The sequence below is a fragment of the Actinoplanes sp. NBC_00393 genome (assembly GCF_036053395.1).
GTDB lineage: Bacteria > Actinomycetota > Actinomycetes > Mycobacteriales > Micromonosporaceae > Actinoplanes.
In genome coordinates this window covers 867,320-886,530 of sequence record NZ_CP107942.1, presented here as the reverse complement: position 1 = coordinate 886,530, position 19,211 = coordinate 867,320, and the positions used below count along the sequence as shown (strand labels likewise).

Here is a 19,211-nt window from a genome sequence, read left to right as displayed (position 1 = left end):
CGATCCGATGGCCTCCGGCACCGGTGCGAAGCCCTCCACCAGCGAATAGTCATAGGTGAAGACAACGTCGCTAGGAGGACCAGATGGCCACCATCGGTCGCCACAACATCACCCAACTCGAGTCCGTCGAAGCACCCGGCGCCATGCTGACCCACGCCGCGGCCCGTTCGCTGGCCGTCCTCCGGATCGCCACCGGGTTCGTCTTCCTGTGGGCCTTTCTCGACAAGACCTTCGGCCTCGGGTTCTCGACCCCCACGGAGCGTGCCTGGATCAACGGCGGCTCGCCCACCAAAGGTTTCCTCAGCTCGCTGGAGACCGGCCCGTTCGCCGGCTTCTTCCACGACATCGCCGGCGCCGGCTGGGCGAACTGGCTGTTCATGCTGGGCCTGCTCGGCATCGGCCTCGCACTGATCCTCGGCATCGGCCTGCGCATCGCCGCCGTCGCCGGCGCCCTGATGATGGCCTTCATGTGGGTCGCCGAATGGCCCCTGGCCAGCGGCTCCTCCAACCCGGTCGTCGACTACCACGTCATCTACGGCATCGCGGGCGTGGTCGTGGCCCTCACCTACGCCGGCCACACCTGGGGCCTGGGCCGCTGGTGGGCGAAGCTCCCGCTGGTCCAGAAGAACCGCTGGCTGATCTGACCTTCCCCCGTCCCTCCCCCACTGCCCGGCCGCACCCCCGCGGCCGGGCATCTCCGTGTCGTGACAAATCGGTTGATCGGCTCTGCCCGCGGCGTGCGGGAGATGCCATGCTGCCGGAAGCGGCAGTCAAACCGGCACACGTGGAGGCAGGGATGATCGCTCAGGTAGGCGACCGGCTCGTCGTGAAAGGCAAACACGTCGGCGACGGCAACAAGGTCGGGGTGATCACCCGGCTGCAGCACGAGGACGGCTCCCCGCCCTACGAGGTCCGCTGGGAGGACGGCCACACCGGCCTGATCTTCCCGGGCCCGGAGACCCACGTGGAGCGCGGCTCCGAGTAAATCGGATGACCACTCCGGCGGGCCCGGCTAGGGTTCGCGACATGCCTACGACGCACGCTCTTCTCGCGCTGGCGCTGACGCCCGCGCGGGGATCGCTGCATGCCATCCGTCTGCGCGCCGGGCGTCACGCCCTGGCTCGCCGCTGACTTCTCCATCGCTGCGCCAGGGCCCGAGAGTCCTTTTCGGATCGGACGGGCCGCGATGCCGCCTGTCCGTGTTTCGCCGCCGCCCGGCGGCAGACAGGACCCGCCCCGATGGCGCCTCAACCACTGCGGCGCGAGCACAACCGTGCCCGCCGCGTTTTCGGACAGAACTTCCTTTTCGACCCGGCCGCGGCCCGGCTGATCGCCGACACCGCGGTCATCGATCCTGACATTCCCGTCTACGAGGTGGGCGCCGGGCGCGGCCGCCTCACCGTTCAGTTGGTGCGGCGGAGCCGGCGCGTCATCGCGTACGAAATCGATCCCGACCTGGCCGGCATGCTGCCGGAACACCGCGCGCTCACCGTGCGCACCGATGATTTTCTCGCGGCGCAAGCGCCGCCGGGGCCGTTCACCGTCGCAGGCAACATTCCGTACGGGCTGACGTCCGCTGTAATCACCTGGTGCCTGCGCGCGCCCGGCCTGCGGCGTGCCACCCTGCTCACCCAGTGGGAGTACGCGCGCAAGCGCACCGGCGACTACGGCCGCTGGAGCCGACTGACCGTGCTGACCTGGCCGGAGTTCGACTGGCGGCTGGCCGGGCGGGTGCCGGCGGCGGCGTTCCGGCCGGTCCCCCGCGTCGACGGCGGCATCCTGGTGCTGGACCGGCGGCCGGTTCCGCTGGTGCCGCCGGACCGGATGCCCGGGTATCGGCGGCTGGTCGAACTCGGCTTCACCGGGGTAGGCGGGTCGGTGCACGCCAGCCTCGCCCGGCGCTACGGAGCACGCCGGGTGTCGGGGGCGTTCCGCGCGTGCCGGCTGGACGAACGCGTCCCGGTCGGCGCGGTGTGGCCGGAGCAGTGGCTGACCCTCTTCCGGCTGTTGCGCTGAACCGGTTGCCGGCCGCACGGCACAACCCGGCATGTACTTGGAGTCCCCGCACCTCGACCCGAACCGGGACAGCGCGCTGACGGCTGCCCCGCCGTCCGCGCCGCAATCCGGGCCGCCCGGCGGGCCGGCCGCGCAAATCGCACCGCAATCTGCGCCGCTTGCGAAGGGCGCCGCGTAGCCCGCGCCGCAATCCGGGCCGCTTGCGAAGGGCGCCGCGCCATCCGCGCCGCGGCGGATCAGGCAGAGCGGCGCAGGACGGCGACCAGGAAATCGGCGTCCGGGGTGCGGGGGCGCAGGTCCCAGGTGCTGAGCAGCAGGTCCGGGGTCAGGCCGGCCTTGGTGGCGTCGGTGAGGAAGTCGTCGAAGTCGTAGCCGCGGTCGGCGCCGAAGCCGATCACCGCTCGGCCGCCGTCGGCGAGATGGGTGGCGAAGCGGCTCAGGATTTCGACGCGGGAGGCGGGGGCGGCGAAGGTCATCACGTTGCCGGCGCAGACGATGGCGTCGAAGCGGTCGGGGAGGGCGAGTTCGCTGAGGTCGCCGACCTGCCAGCGGGGGCCGGGATGGTTCTGCTGGGCCTCGGCGATCAGCTCCGGGTCCAGGTCGACTCCGGTGACCTCGTGGCCGGAGGCGGCGAGGTGGCCACCGACCCGGCCGGTGCCGCAGCCGGCGTCGAGGATGCGGGAACCACGCGGGACCATCGCGTCGATCAGCCGGGCCTCGCCGGCCAGGTCGTCGCCGCGGGCTGCCATCTCGCGGAACCGGTCGATGTACCAGCGCGAGTGGCCCGGGTTCTCGGCGATCTTGCGCAGCCAGAGATTGTCGGTGGCGGTCATCGAGCGGTCACTACCTCTTCGTCGGGGAGCCGGACGGCCCAGTGATCATCGAACAGCAACTCTACGTCGCGGCCGGCAAACGGCCCCGGCAAGCCGGTACGGGACGCCGGGGAAGTCACCCGGCTTCGGCGACCTCCTCGATCCAGCCCAGGGCGGCGACCGCCGCGGGGAAACCGCACGTGGTCACCGCGGAAAGGGCGACCGCCCGCACCTCGTCCAGCGTGGCGCCCTGCTGCAGCGCCTTGCGGACGTTGGAGCGCACGGCGCCCTCGGCCTCGGCGCCGATCGCGATGGCCAGCTTGAGAAGGCGGTCGGTGCGCGAGTCGAACGGGTTGCGCTCCCGGATGGTGCGGGCCAGGTTGCCCTGGGCCTCGGCAACCTCCGGGAAGCGCGACAGAAACTGCTGGTAGATGCCGGGCAGGTAGTCGTCGGTCATCGTCTCACCGTAGTCAGCCGGCGAAGTCGACCTTCGCCGTTTCGGTCAGCCCGGCGGTGCGGCCGGGAGCGCTCTGCCACTGCCAATACAGGTTGGTGTGGGCGATGACCTGCTCGGGTGCTGGAGCACCATACGCCGAGAGGTCCTCGGTGGTGTGCGCATCCGACACCAGGGTCACGTCGTAGCCCCGCACGAAACCGCCGTGGATGGTGCTGCGGATGCAGGCGTCGCTCTGCGCGCCGGTCACCACGAGGCGGCCGACACCGCGCTCGGCGAGCAGCGACTCCAGGTCGGTGGCCTCGAACGAGTCGCCGTAGTTCTTGTGGACCAGCGGCTCGGCGTCGCGGCGGGTCAACTCGGGCACATATGCCCACTCGTCGCTGCCCTGGACGAGGCCGTCGTCGGAATGCTGCACCCAGATCACCGGCACCTCCTCGGCACGGGCCTTGTCGAGCAGCGCGTTGATGTTGGCGATCACGTCGTCGCGGCGTGGGGCGCCGGCGACCACCCCGTTCTGCACGTCGATGACCAGCAGAGCGGTGTTCGGACGGTCAGGCAAGGTCGTCATGGCCACACCCTAGAGCCCGGGTACGACATTCCGAACGGAAGCGGGAGCGGGCTGCGGTTCCGGGGCCGGGCCGCGACGGCGGCGGTAGACCACGTACGGCCGCGACAGGTAGGCGAGCGGCGCGGACCACACGTGGACCAGGCGGGTGAACGGCCACAGCGCCAGGAACAGGAACCCGCCCAGCGCGTGCAGCTGGAAGACCAGCGGAGCGCCGGTCATCAGGGACGGGTCCGGCTGGAAGTAGAAGATCTGCCGGAACCAGACGGCGAGCGATTCGCGGTAGTCGTACCCGTCGCCGAACAGGTTGATCACGACGGTGCCGCTCATGCCGAGGACGACCATCGCGGTGAGCGCCAGGTACAGGACCTTGTCCATCCGGGTGGTCACCCGCCGGATCCGGCCACTGACGAAACGACGCGCGATCAGCAACGCCAGCCCGACGACCAGCATCACGCCGGTGATGACGCCACCGGTGACCGAGACGAGGTGGTAGGTGTGTTCGGAGACGCCCAGGGCGTGCGTCCACGAGGCCGGCACCAGCAGGCCCATGGCGTGCCCGGCGATCACCCCGAACGCGCCGAGGTGGAACAGCGGCGAGCCGAGCCGCAGCAGCCGGTTCTCCAGCAGCTGGCTGGTGTGGGTGGTCCAGCCGAACTGGTCGTGGCGCCAGCGCCAGATGTGCCCGGCCACGAACACGGCGAGGCAGGCGTAGGGGATCACGACCCAGAGCAGGGTGTTCATCGGGAGGCCTCCGGAACGGAGCAGGCGGCGGCGTAGGGAGAGAGGTCCGGCCCGAGGCCGACCGCGTCGAGGCCGACGGTCTCGACCGGCGGCCCGTCGAAGGCCAGGGCGGCGAGCGCGGCGCGATCTTCATCGGTGAGTTGCGGCAGCACGGCACAGACCGCATCCAACACCGCGGCGTACGGGCTACGCGTCGAACTCAGTGCCGCATGCAGCAGTTCGATGCCCTGCCGGTGCTGACGCAGCGGCGCTTCGCCGTCGCCCGCTCCTACGGTGGCCGCGAACTCCAGGACGACCGGCAGCAAGTCGGGCAGCTCCCCGTCGGCCAGCCGGAGCCCGTGTGCCCGGTAGCGCTGCTTGAGCACGAGCAGCGCCATCCCGCGCTTGCGGGTGTCGCCGTGCAGGTAGTAGGTCAGATAGAGCCCGGACCGACGCCGCAGGTCGAACGTCTGCACGTAGTGCCGCTGCACCTCGATCGGCGCGGTCGCCAGCAGCCAGTCCAGGAACTCCTCGATCTGCGGGAAGCCGTCGGCCGCCGCACGCAGTTCCGGGCCGGCGGCGAGCAGTTCGTCGTCCGGGTAGGTGAGCAGCAGCGAGGCGAGCTGGAACAGCCGGGCTCTCATGACCGCCTCCGCATCGGGTTGAGGGACAGGCCCCGGACGCCCTCGATGAGATGGAAGTTCTCTCCCATGCCCGGCCCGCCCTCGCAGTTCAGCGAGCAGTCCGGCTGGGCCGCGGCCTGGGCTTCGAGGGCTGCGGCGTCGCGCGCGTGCGCCGCCGGGATGACATACCGCTCGTCGTACTTGGCGATGGCGAGCAGCCGGTACATCGCCTCGACCTGCGCACCTGTCATGCCGATGCCGTCGAGAATCTCCTGGGCGACCGTCCCGTCCAGGGTGCGGGCCCGCATGTAGGACCGCATCGCCGCCAGCTTCATCAGCACCCCGCCGGCCACCTCGGTGTCGCCCGCAGTGAAGAGCGACGCCAGGTATTCGACCGGGATCCGCAGGTCCTGGATGGTGTGGAAGATGTCGTCGGCGTCGGTGTCGTCACGCCCGGCGGCACCGGCCGCGTCGAGCACCGGCGACAGCGGCGGGACGTACCAGACCATCGGCAGGGTCCGGTACTCCGGGTGCAGCGGCAGCGCGATCCGGTATTCGCTGATCAGCTTCCAGACCGGGGAGGCCTTGGCCGCCTCGATCCACTCGTCGGGGTGGCCGGCGTCGCGGGCGGCCTGCTGCACGGCCGGGTCGAACGGGTCGAGGAAGACGGCCCGCTGCGCATCCAGCAGGTCAGCTTCAGGGACTGATGCGGCGGCGAGGACGGCGTCTTCGTCGTACCAGAGAATGCCCAGATAGCGCAGGCGGCCCACGCAGGTCTCGCTGCAGATGGTGGGCTGCCCCGCCTCGATGCGCGGGAAGCAGAACGTGCACTTCTCGGCCTTGCCGGTGGCGTGGTTGACGTAGACCTTCTTGTACGGGCAGGCCGAGACGCACATCCGCCACCCGCGGCAGCGGTCCTGGTCGACCAGGACGATGCCGTCCTCCTCGCGCTTGTACATGGCGCCGGACGGGCACGCCGAGACGCACGCCGGGTTGAGGCAGTGTTCGCAGATCCGCGGCAGGTGGAACATGAAGGTCTTCTCGAACTCGAACTTGACCTTGTCGGCCAGCCCGGCCAGGTTCGGATCCTCCTGACCGGTGGCGCCGCCGAGGGAGTCCTCCCAGTTCGCGCCCCACTCGATCGTCGTGGGCTCGCCGGTCAGCGCGGAGTACGGCTTCTTGACCGGGGTGTCGGCCAGGCCACCGGGAGCGTTGACCAGGATGTCCTTGTCGAAAGTGGCCGGCTCGTAATAGTCGTCGATGGTCGGCAGATCCGGGTTGGCGAAGATCCGGCTCAGGCGTTTGGCCCGGCCACCGGACCGCAGCACGAGGCGGCCGCGGGAGTCGAGCTTCCAACCGCCCTTCCAGCGCTCCTGGTCCTCGTAGTGCTTCGGGTAGCCGATGCCCGGCTTCGTCTCGACGTTGTTGAACCAGACGTACTCGGTGCCCTCCCGGTTGGTCCACGTCTGCTTGCACGTGACCGAGCAGGTGTGGCAGCCGATGCACTTGTCCAGGTTCATCACCATGGCGACCTGCGCGCGGATGCGCATCAGTACTCCACCTCCTGCTTGCGGCGGCGGATCACGGTGATCTCGTCGCGCTGGCTGCCGATCGGGCCGTAGTAGTTGAAGGCGTACGTGAGCTGGGCGTGCCCGCCGGCCAGATGGGTGGGCTTGACCAGCAGCCGGGTCATCGAGTTGTGGTAGCCGCCGCGCCTGCCGGACTTCTCGGCCTTGGGGACGTTCACCGTGCGCTCCGGCGAGTGGTACTGGAAGACCGTCCCCTCGGGCATCCGGTGGCTGACCACGGCACGGGCGACCACCACGCCGTTGCGGTTGTGCGCCTCGATCCAGTCGTTGTCGGCGACGCCGATCTTGGCCGCGTCCGCCACGCTCATCCAGATCACCGGGCCGCCCCGGGACAGGGCCAGCATCAGCTCGTTGTCGTGGTACATCGAGTGGATCGACCACTTGGCGTGCGGGGTCAGGAACCGTACGGTCACTCCCCCGTCCACGGCGTCGCCGGGCTTGCCGAAGTGCCGGGCCATGTTGAGCGGCGGCCGGAACGCCGGAAGCTGCTCGCCCAGCTCGGCCACCCAGTCGTGCTCGACGAAGAAGTGCTGGCGGCCGGTGATGGTGTGCCACGGCTTGAGCCGCTCCACGTTGATCGTGAACGGCGAGTAGCGGCGGCCGTTCTTCTCCGAGCCGGACCACTCCGGGCTGGTGAAGACCGGCTGCGGCTGCTCCTGGGTGTCCGGGAAGGTGATCCGGTCGTTCTCGTGGCCCGCGATCAGGTCCACGAAGGACTGCCCGGTGCGTTTCTCCAGCTCGACGAAGCCGGCGTGGGCGACCCGCCCGTTCGTCGTCCCGGACAGCGCCAGGATCGCCTCACACATCCGGTCGGCGGTGGCGAGAGAGGGCCGGCCGTCGATCACACCGTTCTGGTGCTTCAGGTAGGAGATCTCGGGGCTCACGTCTACCGTGATCGCCTTGGTGGTCGTGCCGAGCTTGTCGAGCAGCGGGCCGACCGTACGCATCTTGCGGCCGATCTGCGTGTAGTCACGCTCGATCGACACCAGCTTCGGCATCGTCCTCCCGGGCACCGGCGCGCACTCACCGAACTTCCAGTCACGGACCCGGCCGCTGGGCATGGCCAGCTCGTCCGGGGTGTCGTGCTGCAAAGGCGCGGCAAGCACATCGGTACGCACACCGAGGTGCGTAACCGCCAGCTCGCTGACCTTGTCGGCGAGCGCCAGGAACGTGTCGTAGTCGGTGTGCGCATCGGACGGCGGCTCCACCGCCGGGCTGAACGCGTGCACGAACGGGTGCATGTCGGTGGTGGAGATGTCGTGCTTCTCGTACCAGGTGGCGGCGGGCAGGACCAGGTCGGAGTGCAGGCCGGTGTTGGTCATCCGGAAGTCGAGCGTGGTGAGCAGGTCGAGCTTGCCCACCGGGGCCTCGTCACGCCAGGTGACGTCGCGCGGCCGTTGTCCCGGCTCGCACTCGGTGGCGCTGGCCAGCGAGGAGACGCCGAGCAGGTGGCGCATGAAGAACTCGTTGCCCTTGCCGGAGGAGCCGAGCAGGTTGGCCCGCCACAGGGTGAGGCAGCGCGGGAAGTTCGCCGGGTCGTCCGGATCCTCCGCGGCGGCCGTCAAACGGCCGGCCTGCAGCTCCGCCACGACATGATCTTGAACGGGCTTGCCGGCGGCCACCGCAGCGTCCGAAATATCCAAAGGGTTCTGATTGAAGAACGGGTGACCGGGACTCCAGCCCATCCGCTGAGCTGCGGCAACCGTGTCGGCGAACGCCATCCCGGCGAACCGCCCGGTCCCCAGCGGCGACGACAGCTCGTCGGCCGGCACCCGCTCGTACCGCCACTGATCGGTGTGCAGGTACCAGAACGGGGTCGACGCCTGGTGCCGCATCGGCCGCTGCCAGTCGAAGGCGAAGCTCAGGTGCTGCTGCCCGGTGACCGGCCGGGCCTTCTCCTGGCCGACGTAGTGCGCCCAGCCGCCGCCGTTGACACCCTGGCAGCCGGTGAGCGTGACCAGCGAGATGAACGCCCGGTACGTCATGTCGGAGTGGAACCACTGGTTCGCGCCGGCCCCGAGGACGATCATCGAGCGGCCGTTGCTGCGCTCGGCGTTGCGGGCGAACTCCCGGCCGATCCGGGCCGCCAGCGCCGCCGGCACACCGGTGATCTTCTCCTGCCAGGCCGGGGTGTTCGGCGAGTCGGCGTCGTCGTAGCCGGTGGGCCACTCACCGGGCAGATCACCCCGCCGCACGCCGTAGGTCGCCATGACCAGGTCGAACACCGTCGTGACCAGATGCGAGCCGACGCGCCGGACCGGGACGCCGCGCTTGATCGTCGAGCCGCCCTCGGTGTCGCCGATGTCGAAGCGGGCCAGTTCCACTTCGACGGCGTCGTCCGAGGACCCGATGCCGAGCGCGGGGACGACGTCACCCAGATCGAGATTCCAGCGGCCGGGTTCGGCGTACCGGAAACCGAGCGAACCGTTGGGAACGACCAGCTCGCCGTTGCGTGCATCGATGAGCACTGTCTTGTGCGATCCGTCAGGATCGCCGAGATCGGCGGCGGTGAGGAACCGGTCGGCCTTGCCGTCCTTGAGCGTGACCAGGAACGGCAGGTCGGTGAAGCGGCGAACATAGTCGGTGAAATAGGGCACTTCGCGGTCGGCGAAGAACTCCTTCAGGACCACGTGCCCCATCGCCATCGCCAGGGCGCCGTCGGTGCCCGGGTGCGGGGCGAGCCAGTCGTCGGCGAACTTGACGTTGTCCGCGTAGTCGGGCGAGACGGCGACCACCTTCGTGCCCTTGTAGCGGGCCTCGGCCAGGAAGTGCGCGTCCGGTGTGCGGGTCACCGGGATGTTCGAGCCCCACATCATCAGGTAGGTGGCGTTCCACCAGTCCCCCGCCTCCGGCACGTCGGTCTGGTCACCCCAGATCTGCGGGGAGGCGATCGGCAGGTCGGCGTACCAGTCGTAGAAGCTGAGCAGGGTGCCGCCGAGCAGCGCGTGGTAGCGGGTGCCGGCCGCGAACGACGCCATCGACATGGCCGGGATCGGCGAGAACCCGACCACCCGGTCCGGCCCGTACCTCTTCGTCGTGTAGACGTGCGCGGCCGCCACCAGCTCGATCGCCTCGTCCCAGCTCGCCCGCACGAACCCACCGCGGCCACGCTGCGACTTGTAGGCCAGAGCCTTCAGCGGGGTCTCCACGATCTCCGCCCACGCGGCCACCGGGTCACCCAGGCGCTGCCGCGCCTCCCGATACATCTCGGCAAGAACACCGCGGAGGTACGGGTGACGCACACGGGACGGCGAGTACTCGTACCAGGAGAAGCTCGCCCCGCGCGGACAGCCCCGCGGCTCGTAGTCCGGCGCGTCCGGCCCGGTCGCCGGATAGTCGGTGGCCTGGTGCTCCCAGGTGATCAGCCCGTCCTTGACGAAGACGTTCCACGAGCACGAGCCGGTGCAGTTGACCCCGTGGGTGGACCGGACGACCTTGTCGTAGCGCCACCGGTCCCGGTAGAACGCGTCCCACTCGTTGCCGTCGACCTGGTGCACGGTGCGCCCGTGGTCGCCGACCGTCTCCCTGGTGAGAAAACGGCGTGCGGCCAGTAACGGCGACGGGATCTCGGACACGGTGGGGTTCCTCTCGGGCGGGTGCTCGACGCCCTTTCAGCCTTGTCCGCCGGGGCCGTTCCGGCCTGAGCCGCCGGTCCCGGGCGGCCCGGGACCAAAGTCCCGTATCTTCGTCGCCATGGCCCACGTCGCCGTCACCCACCTCGCCGTCACCCACCTCGCCGTGACCGCGAAGCTCACCTCGCCATGACCGCGAAGCTCACCGATGTCGCGCGCCGCGCCGGCGTCTCGATCGCCACCGCTTCCCGGGTGCTCTCCGGCCGCGGCCCGGCCTCGCCGGCCAGCCGCGACGCGGTACGCCGCGCCGCCGCCGACCTCGGCTACGTGCCGCACCCGGTGGCCCAGCACCTGTCTCGCGGTGAGGGCACCCGGATCGTGTTCGCGTTCCGGGACCGGCGCACCGACATCCTGCGGGACCCGTTCGTCAGCCGGGCCGCCGCCGCGATGGCCAGTGCCGCCGAACCGGACGGCCTCGGCGTCAGCCTGCGCCGCCTCCCGCTGGACGCGGCCGGCGAGCTCGAGTCGATCGCGGCCGACCGCAGCGTCGCGGCCGTGGTGCTGGCCGGCCACGACCGGGCGATGCTCGACCGGCTGCCGGCCCGGCTGCGCGGCCGGACCGCCGCGATCGGCGCCGGCGGCGTGGACGTGGACAGCGGGGCCGGCGTCGGTTCCCTGGTCCGGCACCTGATGGCGACCGGCCGCCGGCGGATCGCCCTGATCGGCGGCCCGCCGTGGGTGGCCGCGTCCCGGGCGCCGCTGCACGCCTACACCGAGCTGATGCGCTCGGCCGGCCTGCCGGTCCGGGTGGTGCCGGGCGACTTCACCACGGTCCGCGGACGCGCCGCCGCCCGCATCGTGATGCGCCGCTGGCCGGACACCGACGCGATCGCCGCCGTCAGCGACGCCACCGCCCTCGGCGTCCTGCAGTCCCTGGCGGCCGCCGGCATCCCGGTCCCGGACGACGTCGCGGTCACCGGCTTCGACGACATCCCCTTGGCCGCGGCCACCAACCCGGCCCTGTCCACAGCCACCCACCCGGTCGAACTGATCGCGGTCGCCGCCGCCCGCGCCGCCCTCGGCGCCCCCGAACGCGGCCGCCTCTTCCCCAGCCGCCCGATCCTGCGAGCCACCGCCTAGCCTCGCCTTCCAGCTGACCGCCACCGCTGCCTCAACGCCCGGGAAGCAGCAGTGGCCGTCAACCCAACCCCATCGGCTGACGCCCACTGCTGCCTCAACGGCCCGGAAGCAACACGGGCCGTCAGCCCAACCCCACGGCTGACGCCCACTGCTGCCTCAACGGCCGGGAAGCAACACTGGCCGTCAGCTGTACAGGGCCGCCAGCTCGGTGCCGATTCGGGCCAGCGAGGCGCGTACCTCGGGTGGGTCGAGGACCTCGACGTCGGCGCCCCATCCGGCCAGGGTGCGGGCGATGTCCAGCGGGGTCGGCGCTCCCACCCGGACCCGGCTGCGGCCGTCGTCCAGCACCGACACCTCCTCGCAGTGCCGCCCGAAGTGGTCACGCAGCACCCAGACGAACCGGGACGCGATCAGCAGCGTCGCCCACGTGCGCGCCCGCTTCTCCTCGACCTCCCCGACCACCCGCTCCCAGGCCGAGTCCAGGGCGAAGTCCGCCGGCCGTTCGAAGCCGGACCCGGTGACGGTCACCGACGACATCCGGTCCAGGCGGAAGGTGCGCTGCCCGCGGGACGTGCCGGCGATCAGGTACCAGATGTCGTTCTTGTCGACCAGGCCCCACGGATCGGCCTCGCGGGAACTGCCCTGATAGGTGAAGCGGATCCGGCGCTGTCGCACCACGGCGTCCTGCAGCAGGCCGACGCCGTCCGGCCGCTCCCGGTCGAGCGCACCCCAGCCCGCCGGGTCGATCAGCGTCGCGGACGCGGCTGCCTCGGCGTCGGTCCGGAACGGCGCGGGCAACGCCCGCAGCAGTTTGCGCAGCGCCGCCTTCGCCTCGCCGGACACCGCTGCAGCCGGGCCCACCAGCAGGAACAGCGCCTGCGCCTCAGCCGCCGACAGACCACTGAGATCGGTACGCGAGCCGCCCACCAACGACCAGCCGCCGTGCCGCCCCGGCTGCGGATAGACCGGGATCCCGGCCGCCGACAGCGCTTCCAGGTCACGGCGCGCAGTCGCCACCGAGACCTCCAGTTCGGCGGCGAGTTCCGCGGCAGTGACCCGCCCACGGTTCTGCATCAGCAACAGGGTGGCGACGAGCCGGTCCGCACGCATGTCCTCAAGGTTCGCAGAGAAAGTGCTCAGAAGATGAGCACTTAACCCGCGAGGATCGGTCGCATGATGCTTCGCGGATTCACCACAGTCACGTTCTTCGCCGACGACATGGCCGCCGCCACCGCCTGGTACACGAAGGTGTTCGGCATCGAGCCGTACTTCAACAAGGAGGACGCCTACATCGAGTGGCGCGTCGGCGACTACCAGCACGAATTCGGCCTGCTCGACAGCCGGTTCGCGCCGCACCAGCCGGCCGGGCGCCCGGCCGGGGCCGTCATCTACTGGGCCGTCGACGACGTGGAGGCCGCCTACCAGCGGCTGCTCGCGCTCGGCGCCGAACCGCACGAGAAGCCGACCGAGCGCGGCCCCGGGTACGTCACCGCGTCGGTCACCGACCCGTTCGGCAACATCCTCGGGGTCATGTTCAACCAGCACTACCTCGATGTTTGCGCTGGAAACGGTTTCACCGCCTAGCGTCGCGGGCGTGCCTGAGATCCGTCAGTACCGCCCCGCCGACCGGCCCGCCCTCTACGACATCTGCGTGCGCACCGCCGACGCCGGCGGTGACGCGCGCGGACAGTACTCCACCGACGACCTGATGGGTGACCTGTTCGCCGGCCCGTACGCCCACCTCGAACCGCACCTGGCGTTCGTCCTGGACGACGGCGGCGAGGCGGTGGGCTACGTGGTCGGCACGTCGGACACGGCGACGTTCGCCCGCCGCTACCGGGCCGAGTGGATCCCGCTGGTCGGCGACCGCTACCCGGTGCCGCCCGCAACCGGCCGGACGCCGGAGCAGGCGATGGTCGCGCTGCACTACGACCCGGAGCGGATGCTGGTCCCGGGACTCGAGGACTATCCGGCCCACCTGCACATCGATCTGCTCCCGCCGTATCAGGGACAGGGCTGGGGGCGGCGGCTCATCGACCGGTTCCTGGCGGTGGTGGACGCTCCGGGCGTACACGTCGGGATGGTGACCGCCAACGTCAAGGCGCGCGGCTTCTACGACCGGCTCGGTTTCACCGGGCTCGCGGTGCCGGATCCCGGCCCGCTCACCTATCTCGGCATCCGGGTGGAACCTGACCGGCCCGCCGCGGTGTCGTAACCATGTGAAGATCCTTCTGACCGCCGTCCTGCTGATCGCCGCCTGTTCTCCGGCCGCACAGCCGCCGATCGCGCCGACGCCACGCGCATCCGTGGACGGCTTCGAGATCGGCTACCTGCCCGCCGGGCTCCGGCTGGACGGCCCGTCCGGCGGGGCCGCCTACGTGATCGAGAAGGACCGGCTGCGCACCGACCGCCCGGCGTCCGGCCGGGACGAGCCCACCGCGGCGATGACGATGCATCGCTACGTGAGCAACGACGTCGGCGCCTCCCGGCTGTGGATCACGGTGTCCCGGCCGGAGCAGACCACCGCGGCGGTCGATGCGACGCTCATCACCCGATGGCTGGTCGGCTTCCACACGGCCGGCACCGAGCTCGCCGACGAGTACGACGTGCCGGCCGGCCTGGCCCGGCTGATCAAGCATGTGGGCAGCGAAACCACGGTCTCCGAGGTGGTGATCACGGCAGCCGGGGGCGCGGTGATCAGTGTGTCCGGGCCGGGCACGATGCCGGCCGCGGAGATCCAGGCGGTGGCCGAGGGCCTACGGCCCCTATAAATGCGTGGACCATTCTTGTACGATCGTACTTGTACATTAGTACAAGAAGGAGTTCCTGCAGTGCCGTACGTCTTCCTGTTCACCGCCATCGCCGCCGAACTCTTCGCGACCAGCCTGATGAAGGCGACCGAAGGCTTCACGAAGCTCTGGCCCACCGTCGCCGTCCTGATCGGCTACGGCCTCTCCTTCGTGCTGCTCGCCCAGGCCGTGAAGGGCATCCAGGTCGGCGTCGCGTACGCGATCTGGTCCGCGGTCGGCACCGCCGCGATCGTGGTGATCGGCGCGCTCTTCCTTGACGAGCCATTCACTGCGGTTAAGGTTGCCGGGGTCTCGCTCATCATCGCCGGAGTCGTCATGCTGAACCTGAACAGCGGGACGGCCCATTGACCGGCCGCCGCCCGCAACGCGCCCGCGACCCCGAGGCGCGCCGTGCCGCTCTCGCCGCCGCGACCATGGAGGTCATCGCCGAGGCCGGCGTCGGCCGCACCACGCACCGGGCCGTCGCCGCGAAGGCCGGCCTGCCGCTCGGCGCCACCACGTACTACTTCCCCACCCTGGACGACCTGATCGCCGCCGGGCTGCGGCACGCCGTCGACCACCTCCAGACCGATCTGGACGAGTGGGCGGAGCGGCTGCGTTCGGCGGCCGACCCGGCTGCCGCGCTCGCCGGGCTGACCAGGGAGTACCTGACCGACCGCCGGCAGGTCCGCCTGGAGTACGAACTGTGCGTGGCCGCTGCCCGGTCCGAGGCGCTGCGGCCGATCGCCGAGGTGTGGATGCGCGGCCTGCCGGAGATCCTCGAGCCGCTTTTCGGGGCCGCGGCCGGTCGCGACATCTCCGCCCTGCTCGACGGGATCATCCTGCTCGCCCTGGTGACCGAGACCGAACTGGACGAGCCCGGGCTGACCGCCGCGATCCGCCGCCTCATCGCGAGCTGATCCGGGACCTTCGTCCCTGGCCGGTCGCCACTCGCGCGACGTAGCGTCCGTCTCGTGCCCGCCACCACCGCCACCGCCCGGCCGGTTCGACGCCGGTACGTTCCCCCGCAGCACGGCGCGTGGGCGATGCTGCTGGTCCCGTACGTCGCGGGTCTTTTGGTGGCTGGTTTCCGCTGGCCGGACGTGCCGCTGCTCGGCGCCTGGCTGGCCGGCTACCTGTTCTCGTACTTCGCGTTCCAGGCGGTGAAGACCCGCCGGCCAGGGCGGGTCCGGAAGCAATTGCTGCTCTACGGCACGGTCACCGCGGTGCTGGCCGTCCCGGTGCTCTGGGCCCGGCCGCAGCTGCTGTGGTTCGCGCCGGTCTACGGGCTGCTGCTCGCCGTCAACGGCTGGTACGCGCTGCGCCGCAACGAACGCGCCCTGGTCAACGACCTGGCCTCGGTCGTGCAGAGCTGCCTGATGATCCCGGTCGTGGCGGTCGTCGCCGGTCTGCCACCGCAGCGGGTGCTCGAGCCGTTCCTGATCGTCCTGCTCTACTTCACCGGCACGGTGCTCTACGTCAAGACCATGATCCGGGAGCGCGGCGTCCTCGCGTACCGCCGGGCCTCGATCGGCTATCACCTGGCCGCGCTCGCCCTGACGAGCCTGCTCGGCGCGCTGCCCGCGGTGGTCTTCGCGCTGCTGCTGGCCCGCGCGTGGCTGCTGCCCGGGCGGCCGCTCACCCCCAAGCGGGTGGGCCTGCTCGAGATCGGGGCGAGTGTTCTGGTGCTGGTCGCCGCCGCCACGTAGAACCAGAGGTGTGGACGACGCGCTGCGGACCCTGCTCGACGACCTGTATGCCGAAGGCCTCACCGCCGACGCCGTCGAGCCGGACCGGCTGCGCCGACGCCGCAACCTCGAACCGGACGCCGCCGCCCTGCTCACCCTGATCATGCGGATGGCCGGGGTGCGGGTCGTCGTGGAGATCGGGACCGGCAACGGGTACTCGGCGATCTGGCTCGCCGACGCTGTCCGGGACACCGGGGGTCATCTGACCAGCGTGGATGTGGCGTCGCCGGCTTCGGCGGTGGTCAATCTGGCGCGGGCCGGGCTGGGTGGGCTGGTGACGTTCGAGGTCGGTGACGGCGGCGGGTATCTGGAACGGCTGCCGGACGGGAGCGTCGACCTGTTGTTCCTGGATGCTGAGCGGGTGCAGTACGCGGGGTGGTGGCCGGCGCCGCGACGGGTGATCCGGGCGGGTGGGATCCTCGCGGTCGACAACGTGCTGTCCCATCCGGACGAGGTCGCCCCGTTCCTTGCGCTGACCGGGGCTGATCCTGCCCTCACGGGCACGACGGTCGCGGTCGGCAAGGGCCTGCATCTGGCGTGGCGCCGCCCCGAACCCGGCTGACCGCCAGGGTTGCACAACGGGCGCGCAGGCAGCCCTGAGCGTCAGCCGGCCCGCCTCGGCTGGCGCTCACGGCTGTTTCGCGGGCTGCGGAACAGCCGTCAGAGCCAGCCGGGCCTACGCGCGGGGACAGCGCTTCCGGTCGGCTGAGGGCTGGGATGGGGGATGGTCTGCATGCGGGACCACCTGCATGGGCCCGGCGGTCGCGTTGGGGCCTTGGGTGGTTAGGCATCGCGCGGATGTCGGGTGTGAGGGCGATTGCTCGTACCCCCGCGTTTCATTCGGCCGCGAGCAGCGCGCGGACCCCGGCCACATAGCTCTGGCGGTCGGTCTCGCCGACCAGGATGCGCTGCAGGATGTAGCCCTGGATCAGGCCGAACAGGGCGGCGCCGACGCCTTCGGCGTCCGCGTCGGGCGGCAGCTGGCCGGTCGTCTTGGCGCGCTCGGCCATCTTCACGGCGCGGCCGCGGACACGCCCGTAGATCTCCGCCACAACGGCGCCGACTTCGGCATCGTGGACGGCCTCACCCCAGACCTGTACGGCGATGCGCACCGGACCACCCTCACCGACGTTGGTGTCGACGATTTCGAGTACGCGTTCGATGATCGTCGTCAGGGGTGGCATCGGGTCCTCGGTGAGCAGGTCGTCGAGGACCGAGGTGACCTGGCCGATCTTCGTGCCGGCGATGGCGGTGATCAGCTCGTTCTTGCTCTTGAAATAGCGGTAGAACGCCCCGACCGACAGGCCCGCCTCCTTGATGACGTCCTGCATCGACGTCTGGTGGAACCCGTTGCGGACGAAGCAGCGGGCCGCCGCGTCGAGGATCTGCTGCCGCCGGGCGGCGAGGTGGGCTTCGGAGACTCTCGGCATGCACCAACTGTAAAACGAACGCTCGTTCTTGACGAGAGGGTGGAGGAGGGTTCATGCTCGGTTCCAACGAGAACGAGCGTTCGTTTTAGGAGATTGTCATGCATGCAAAAGCTCGGCCCTTCGCCATCGCCCTCGTCGTCGTCCTCGTCCAGGCGGCGCTGGTGGCCTTCTTCGCTTGGCCCGCACTGCGGACCGCGCCGCGCGACCTACCGGTCGTGGTCAGCGGCCCGGCCGCCGCCCAGGTGCAGGAGAAACTGCCGCCCGGCTTCGAGATCACCACGGTCGGTGACGCGGCTGCCGCTGATCAGGCCTTGCGCGAGCGTGCGGCGTACGCGGCCTTCGTCACCGGCCCCGACGGCATCTCGCTGCACGTCGCCTCGGCCGCCTCCCCCACTGTTGCCGCGCTGCTCACCCAGCATGCGCCCGGCCCGGTCGTCGACGTGGTCCCGGTCGACCCCGACGATCCACGCGGCGCCGGTCTGGCCGCGGCGTTCCTGCCCATCGTGCTGACCAGCATGATCGCCGGCATCATCCTGTTCCTGGCCGTCCCGTCCCGGCTGGGGCGGTTGGTCGGCCTGACCGGGTACGCGCTGCTCGCCGGACTCGCCGGCTCCTGGGTGCTGCACCAGGGCTACGACATCCTGCCCGGCGACTATCTCACCGCGGCCGGGGCGCTCGGCTTGCTGGCCCTGGCAGTTTCGGCCACGCTGGCCGGTCTCGGCACCGCCCTCGGCCGGCCCGGCCTGGGCCTGGGTGCTTTGCTGGTCTTCCTGCTCGGCAACCCGCTGTCCGCGATCGCCTCGGCTCCGGAACTGCTGCCCCAGCCGTGGGGCGCCGTCGGCCAGTTGTTGCCGCCGGGGGCAGGGGCGACGCTGTTGCGCTCGACTGCGTACTTCGACGGCGCCGGCGGTGCGGCCGCGGCGTGGACATTGGCGGGGTGGGCGGTGGTCGGTTTGCTCCTGGTGACTGTGTCGGGTCGGCGCGGTGGCCTGTCCCCGGCTGGTGGGTCGGCGGGCCAGGACGGCTCGGCTGGCCAGAACGGCTCGGCTGGCCAGAACGGCTCGGCCAACGAGAAGGGCTCGGCCGTAGAGGGCGAGCTGGCCGGCCACGGCAACCTCGCCGGGCATGGCAACTCCGCTGGGCAGGGCAATTCCGCTGGGCACGGCGACTTTGCTGGCGAGAGCGGCTCACGCCACGTGGCTGGCCGGAGCGGATCGGCCAGCCCGGCCGGTAGCGATTCGGGAATTGCTGAATCGGCCGTCACGTCCGGCGAAGACCGCATCATCACAGCCGGCGCTTGATCGTTCCGGCCATTGACCGCTCCGGCGTCGTGCCCCCGACGCCGGAGCCTCGGCCGTCCACAGCCACTTTCCGGCACCAGCACTTGTCACGGTCGGTGGCGGTGAACTCTCCATGTTGACCACGTCGGAATCACCCGGTGCGGCTGGACAGATCGACGAACGGCGACAGGTTCCTAAGTGACAGCTCGCTGACGAGAATGTCCGATTTGGGAGGCGCGGCTGTGCGTTATGGCTGTCTCCCGGCGGCTGAGGCAGCCATAACGCACAGCCGGATGATCGAAAGGCTCCGAAATGGGTGCTCAGCTGTGCGTTATGGCGTTCCGTGCCAGCGTGCCGAGCGCTACGCCGGCGTTTGCCCGGGACTACCGCCAGCGTCGCCGCGCGCTCCCGCCGGCGTCGTCGCACACCACCAACGTTGCCGCGCGCTCCGTCGGCATCGTCGCACG

General features: G+C 70.6%; 21 protein-coding genes. 12 read left to right on the top strand and 9 right to left on the bottom strand.

Annotated elements, in window-relative coordinates; all coding sequences use genetic code 11:
- Positions 1-83: 83 nt before the first annotated feature.
- The 3 genes from OHA21_RS03945 (at position 84) to erm (ending at position 2,016) form a co-directional block, all read left to right on the top strand.
- Entirely contained in the window at positions 84-644 is a 561-nt protein-coding gene (locus OHA21_RS03945) for a DoxX family membrane protein (protein WP_442875060.1), read from the top strand.
- A 152-nt stretch (positions 645-796) separates the two neighbouring features.
- Positions 797-985, top strand: a complete 189-nt coding sequence (locus OHA21_RS03940) for a DUF1918 domain-containing protein (RefSeq protein WP_328470218.1) — start codon at positions 797-799, stop codon at positions 983-985.
- A gap of 269 nt (positions 986-1,254) precedes the next feature.
- Complete coding sequence (gene erm, locus OHA21_RS03935) at positions 1,255-2,016, top strand: ErmE/ErmH/ErmO/ErmR family 23S rRNA (adenine(2058)-N(6))-methyltransferase (protein ID WP_442875153.1); 762 nt, start codon at positions 1,255-1,257, stop codon at positions 2,014-2,016.
- 236 nt (positions 2,017-2,252) lie between these two features.
- Here erm and OHA21_RS03930 read toward each other — a convergent pair whose 3' ends face one another.
- The 7 genes from OHA21_RS03930 to OHA21_RS03900 form a co-directional block, all read right to left on the bottom strand.
- Entirely contained in the window at positions 2,253-2,849 is a 597-nt protein-coding gene (locus tag OHA21_RS03930; RefSeq protein WP_328470214.1) for a class I SAM-dependent methyltransferase, read from the bottom strand.
- A 115-nt stretch (positions 2,850-2,964) separates the two neighbouring features.
- Positions 2,965-3,285: a carboxymuconolactone decarboxylase family protein gene (locus OHA21_RS03925; protein WP_328470212.1), complete on the bottom strand. Its 321-nt coding sequence runs from the start codon at positions 3,283-3,285 to the stop codon at positions 2,965-2,967.
- A 13-nt stretch (positions 3,286-3,298) separates the two neighbouring features.
- Positions 3,299-3,853, bottom strand: a complete 555-nt coding sequence (locus OHA21_RS03920; RefSeq protein ID WP_328470210.1) for a cysteine hydrolase family protein — start codon at positions 3,851-3,853, stop codon at positions 3,299-3,301.
- A gap of 9 nt (positions 3,854-3,862) precedes the next feature.
- Positions 3,863-4,594 (bottom strand): respiratory nitrate reductase subunit gamma, encoded by a 732-nt coding sequence (gene narI, locus OHA21_RS03915; RefSeq protein ID WP_328470208.1) that lies wholly within the window; start codon positions 4,592-4,594, stop codon positions 3,863-3,865.
- The gene (narJ, locus tag OHA21_RS03910; protein WP_328470206.1) at positions 4,591-5,217 is read right to left on the bottom strand and encodes a nitrate reductase molybdenum cofactor assembly chaperone; all 627 of its coding nucleotides are present in this window, start codon (positions 5,215-5,217) and stop codon (positions 4,591-4,593) included. The genes narI and narJ overlap by 4 nt, the downstream gene beginning before the upstream one ends.
- Positions 5,214-6,746, bottom strand: coding sequence for a nitrate reductase subunit beta (narH, locus tag OHA21_RS03905; protein WP_328470204.1), 1,533 nt, complete (start codon positions 6,744-6,746; stop codon positions 5,214-5,216). Before narH ends, narJ begins: the two co-directional genes overlap by 4 nt.
- On the bottom strand, positions 6,746-10,360 hold the full coding sequence (locus OHA21_RS03900; protein ID WP_442875059.1) for a nitrate reductase subunit alpha: 3,615 nt from the start codon (positions 10,358-10,360) through the stop codon (positions 6,746-6,748). The genes narH and OHA21_RS03900 overlap by 1 nt, the downstream gene beginning before the upstream one ends.
- 186 nt (positions 10,361-10,546) lie before the next feature.
- On the opposite strand from OHA21_RS03900, the gene OHA21_RS03895 reads away from it, so the two are divergent.
- A complete protein-coding gene (locus OHA21_RS03895; RefSeq protein ID WP_328470202.1) occupies positions 10,547-11,497 on the top strand; it encodes a LacI family DNA-binding transcriptional regulator in 951 nt (316 codons plus the stop codon).
- A gap of 183 nt (positions 11,498-11,680) precedes the next feature.
- Here the strand turns inward: OHA21_RS03895 and OHA21_RS03890 are convergent, their stop codons facing one another.
- Positions 11,681-12,607: a helix-turn-helix transcriptional regulator gene (locus OHA21_RS03890; protein ID WP_328470200.1), complete on the bottom strand. Its 927-nt coding sequence runs from the start codon at positions 12,605-12,607 to the stop codon at positions 11,681-11,683.
- 63 nt (positions 12,608-12,670) lie between these two features.
- Between OHA21_RS03890 and OHA21_RS03885 the strand changes: the two genes are divergently transcribed.
- Genes OHA21_RS03885 through OHA21_RS03855 form a run of 7 tightly spaced genes read left to right on the top strand, consistent with a single transcriptional unit; the run spans position 12,671 to position 16,596 of the window.
- Positions 12,671-13,081 carry a VOC family protein gene (locus OHA21_RS03885; RefSeq protein ID WP_328470198.1) on the top strand — a complete coding sequence of 137 codons (411 nt, stop codon included), beginning with the start codon at positions 12,671-12,673 and terminating at the stop codon, positions 13,079-13,081.
- A 10-nt stretch (positions 13,082-13,091) separates the two neighbouring features.
- Entirely contained in the window at positions 13,092-13,712 is a 621-nt protein-coding gene (locus OHA21_RS03880; protein ID WP_328470196.1) for a GNAT family N-acetyltransferase, read from the top strand.
- Between the two features lie 4 nt (positions 13,713-13,716).
- The gene (locus OHA21_RS03875; protein WP_328470194.1) at positions 13,717-14,268 is read left to right on the top strand and encodes a hypothetical protein; all 552 of its coding nucleotides are present in this window, start codon (positions 13,717-13,719) and stop codon (positions 14,266-14,268) included.
- A gap of 60 nt (positions 14,269-14,328) precedes the next feature.
- Positions 14,329-14,655, top strand: a complete 327-nt coding sequence (locus OHA21_RS03870; RefSeq protein ID WP_328470193.1) for a DMT family transporter — start codon at positions 14,329-14,331, stop codon at positions 14,653-14,655.
- Positions 14,652-15,206 carry a TetR/AcrR family transcriptional regulator gene (locus OHA21_RS03865; protein ID WP_328470191.1) on the top strand — a complete coding sequence of 185 codons (555 nt, stop codon included), beginning with the start codon at positions 14,652-14,654 and terminating at the stop codon, positions 15,204-15,206. Before OHA21_RS03870 ends, OHA21_RS03865 begins: the two co-directional genes overlap by 4 nt.
- 54 nt (positions 15,207-15,260) lie before the next feature.
- Positions 15,261-15,995 carry a YwiC-like family protein gene (locus OHA21_RS03860; protein WP_328470189.1) on the top strand — a complete coding sequence of 245 codons (735 nt, stop codon included), beginning with the start codon at positions 15,261-15,263 and terminating at the stop codon, positions 15,993-15,995.
- 10 nt (positions 15,996-16,005) lie between these two features.
- The gene (locus OHA21_RS03855; protein ID WP_328470187.1) at positions 16,006-16,596 is read left to right on the top strand and encodes an O-methyltransferase; all 591 of its coding nucleotides are present in this window, start codon (positions 16,006-16,008) and stop codon (positions 16,594-16,596) included.
- 274 nt (positions 16,597-16,870) lie between these two features.
- Here the strand turns inward: OHA21_RS03855 and OHA21_RS03850 are convergent, their stop codons facing one another.
- Positions 16,871-17,464, bottom strand: a complete 594-nt coding sequence (locus OHA21_RS03850) for a TetR/AcrR family transcriptional regulator (RefSeq protein ID WP_328470185.1) — start codon at positions 17,462-17,464, stop codon at positions 16,871-16,873.
- Positions 17,465-17,562: 98 nt separating this feature from the next.
- Between OHA21_RS03850 and OHA21_RS03845 the strand changes: the two genes are divergently transcribed.
- Positions 17,563-18,765, top strand: coding sequence for a hypothetical protein (locus OHA21_RS03845; RefSeq protein WP_328470183.1), 1,203 nt, complete (start codon positions 17,563-17,565; stop codon positions 18,763-18,765).
- Positions 18,766-19,211: the final 446 nt, after the last annotated feature.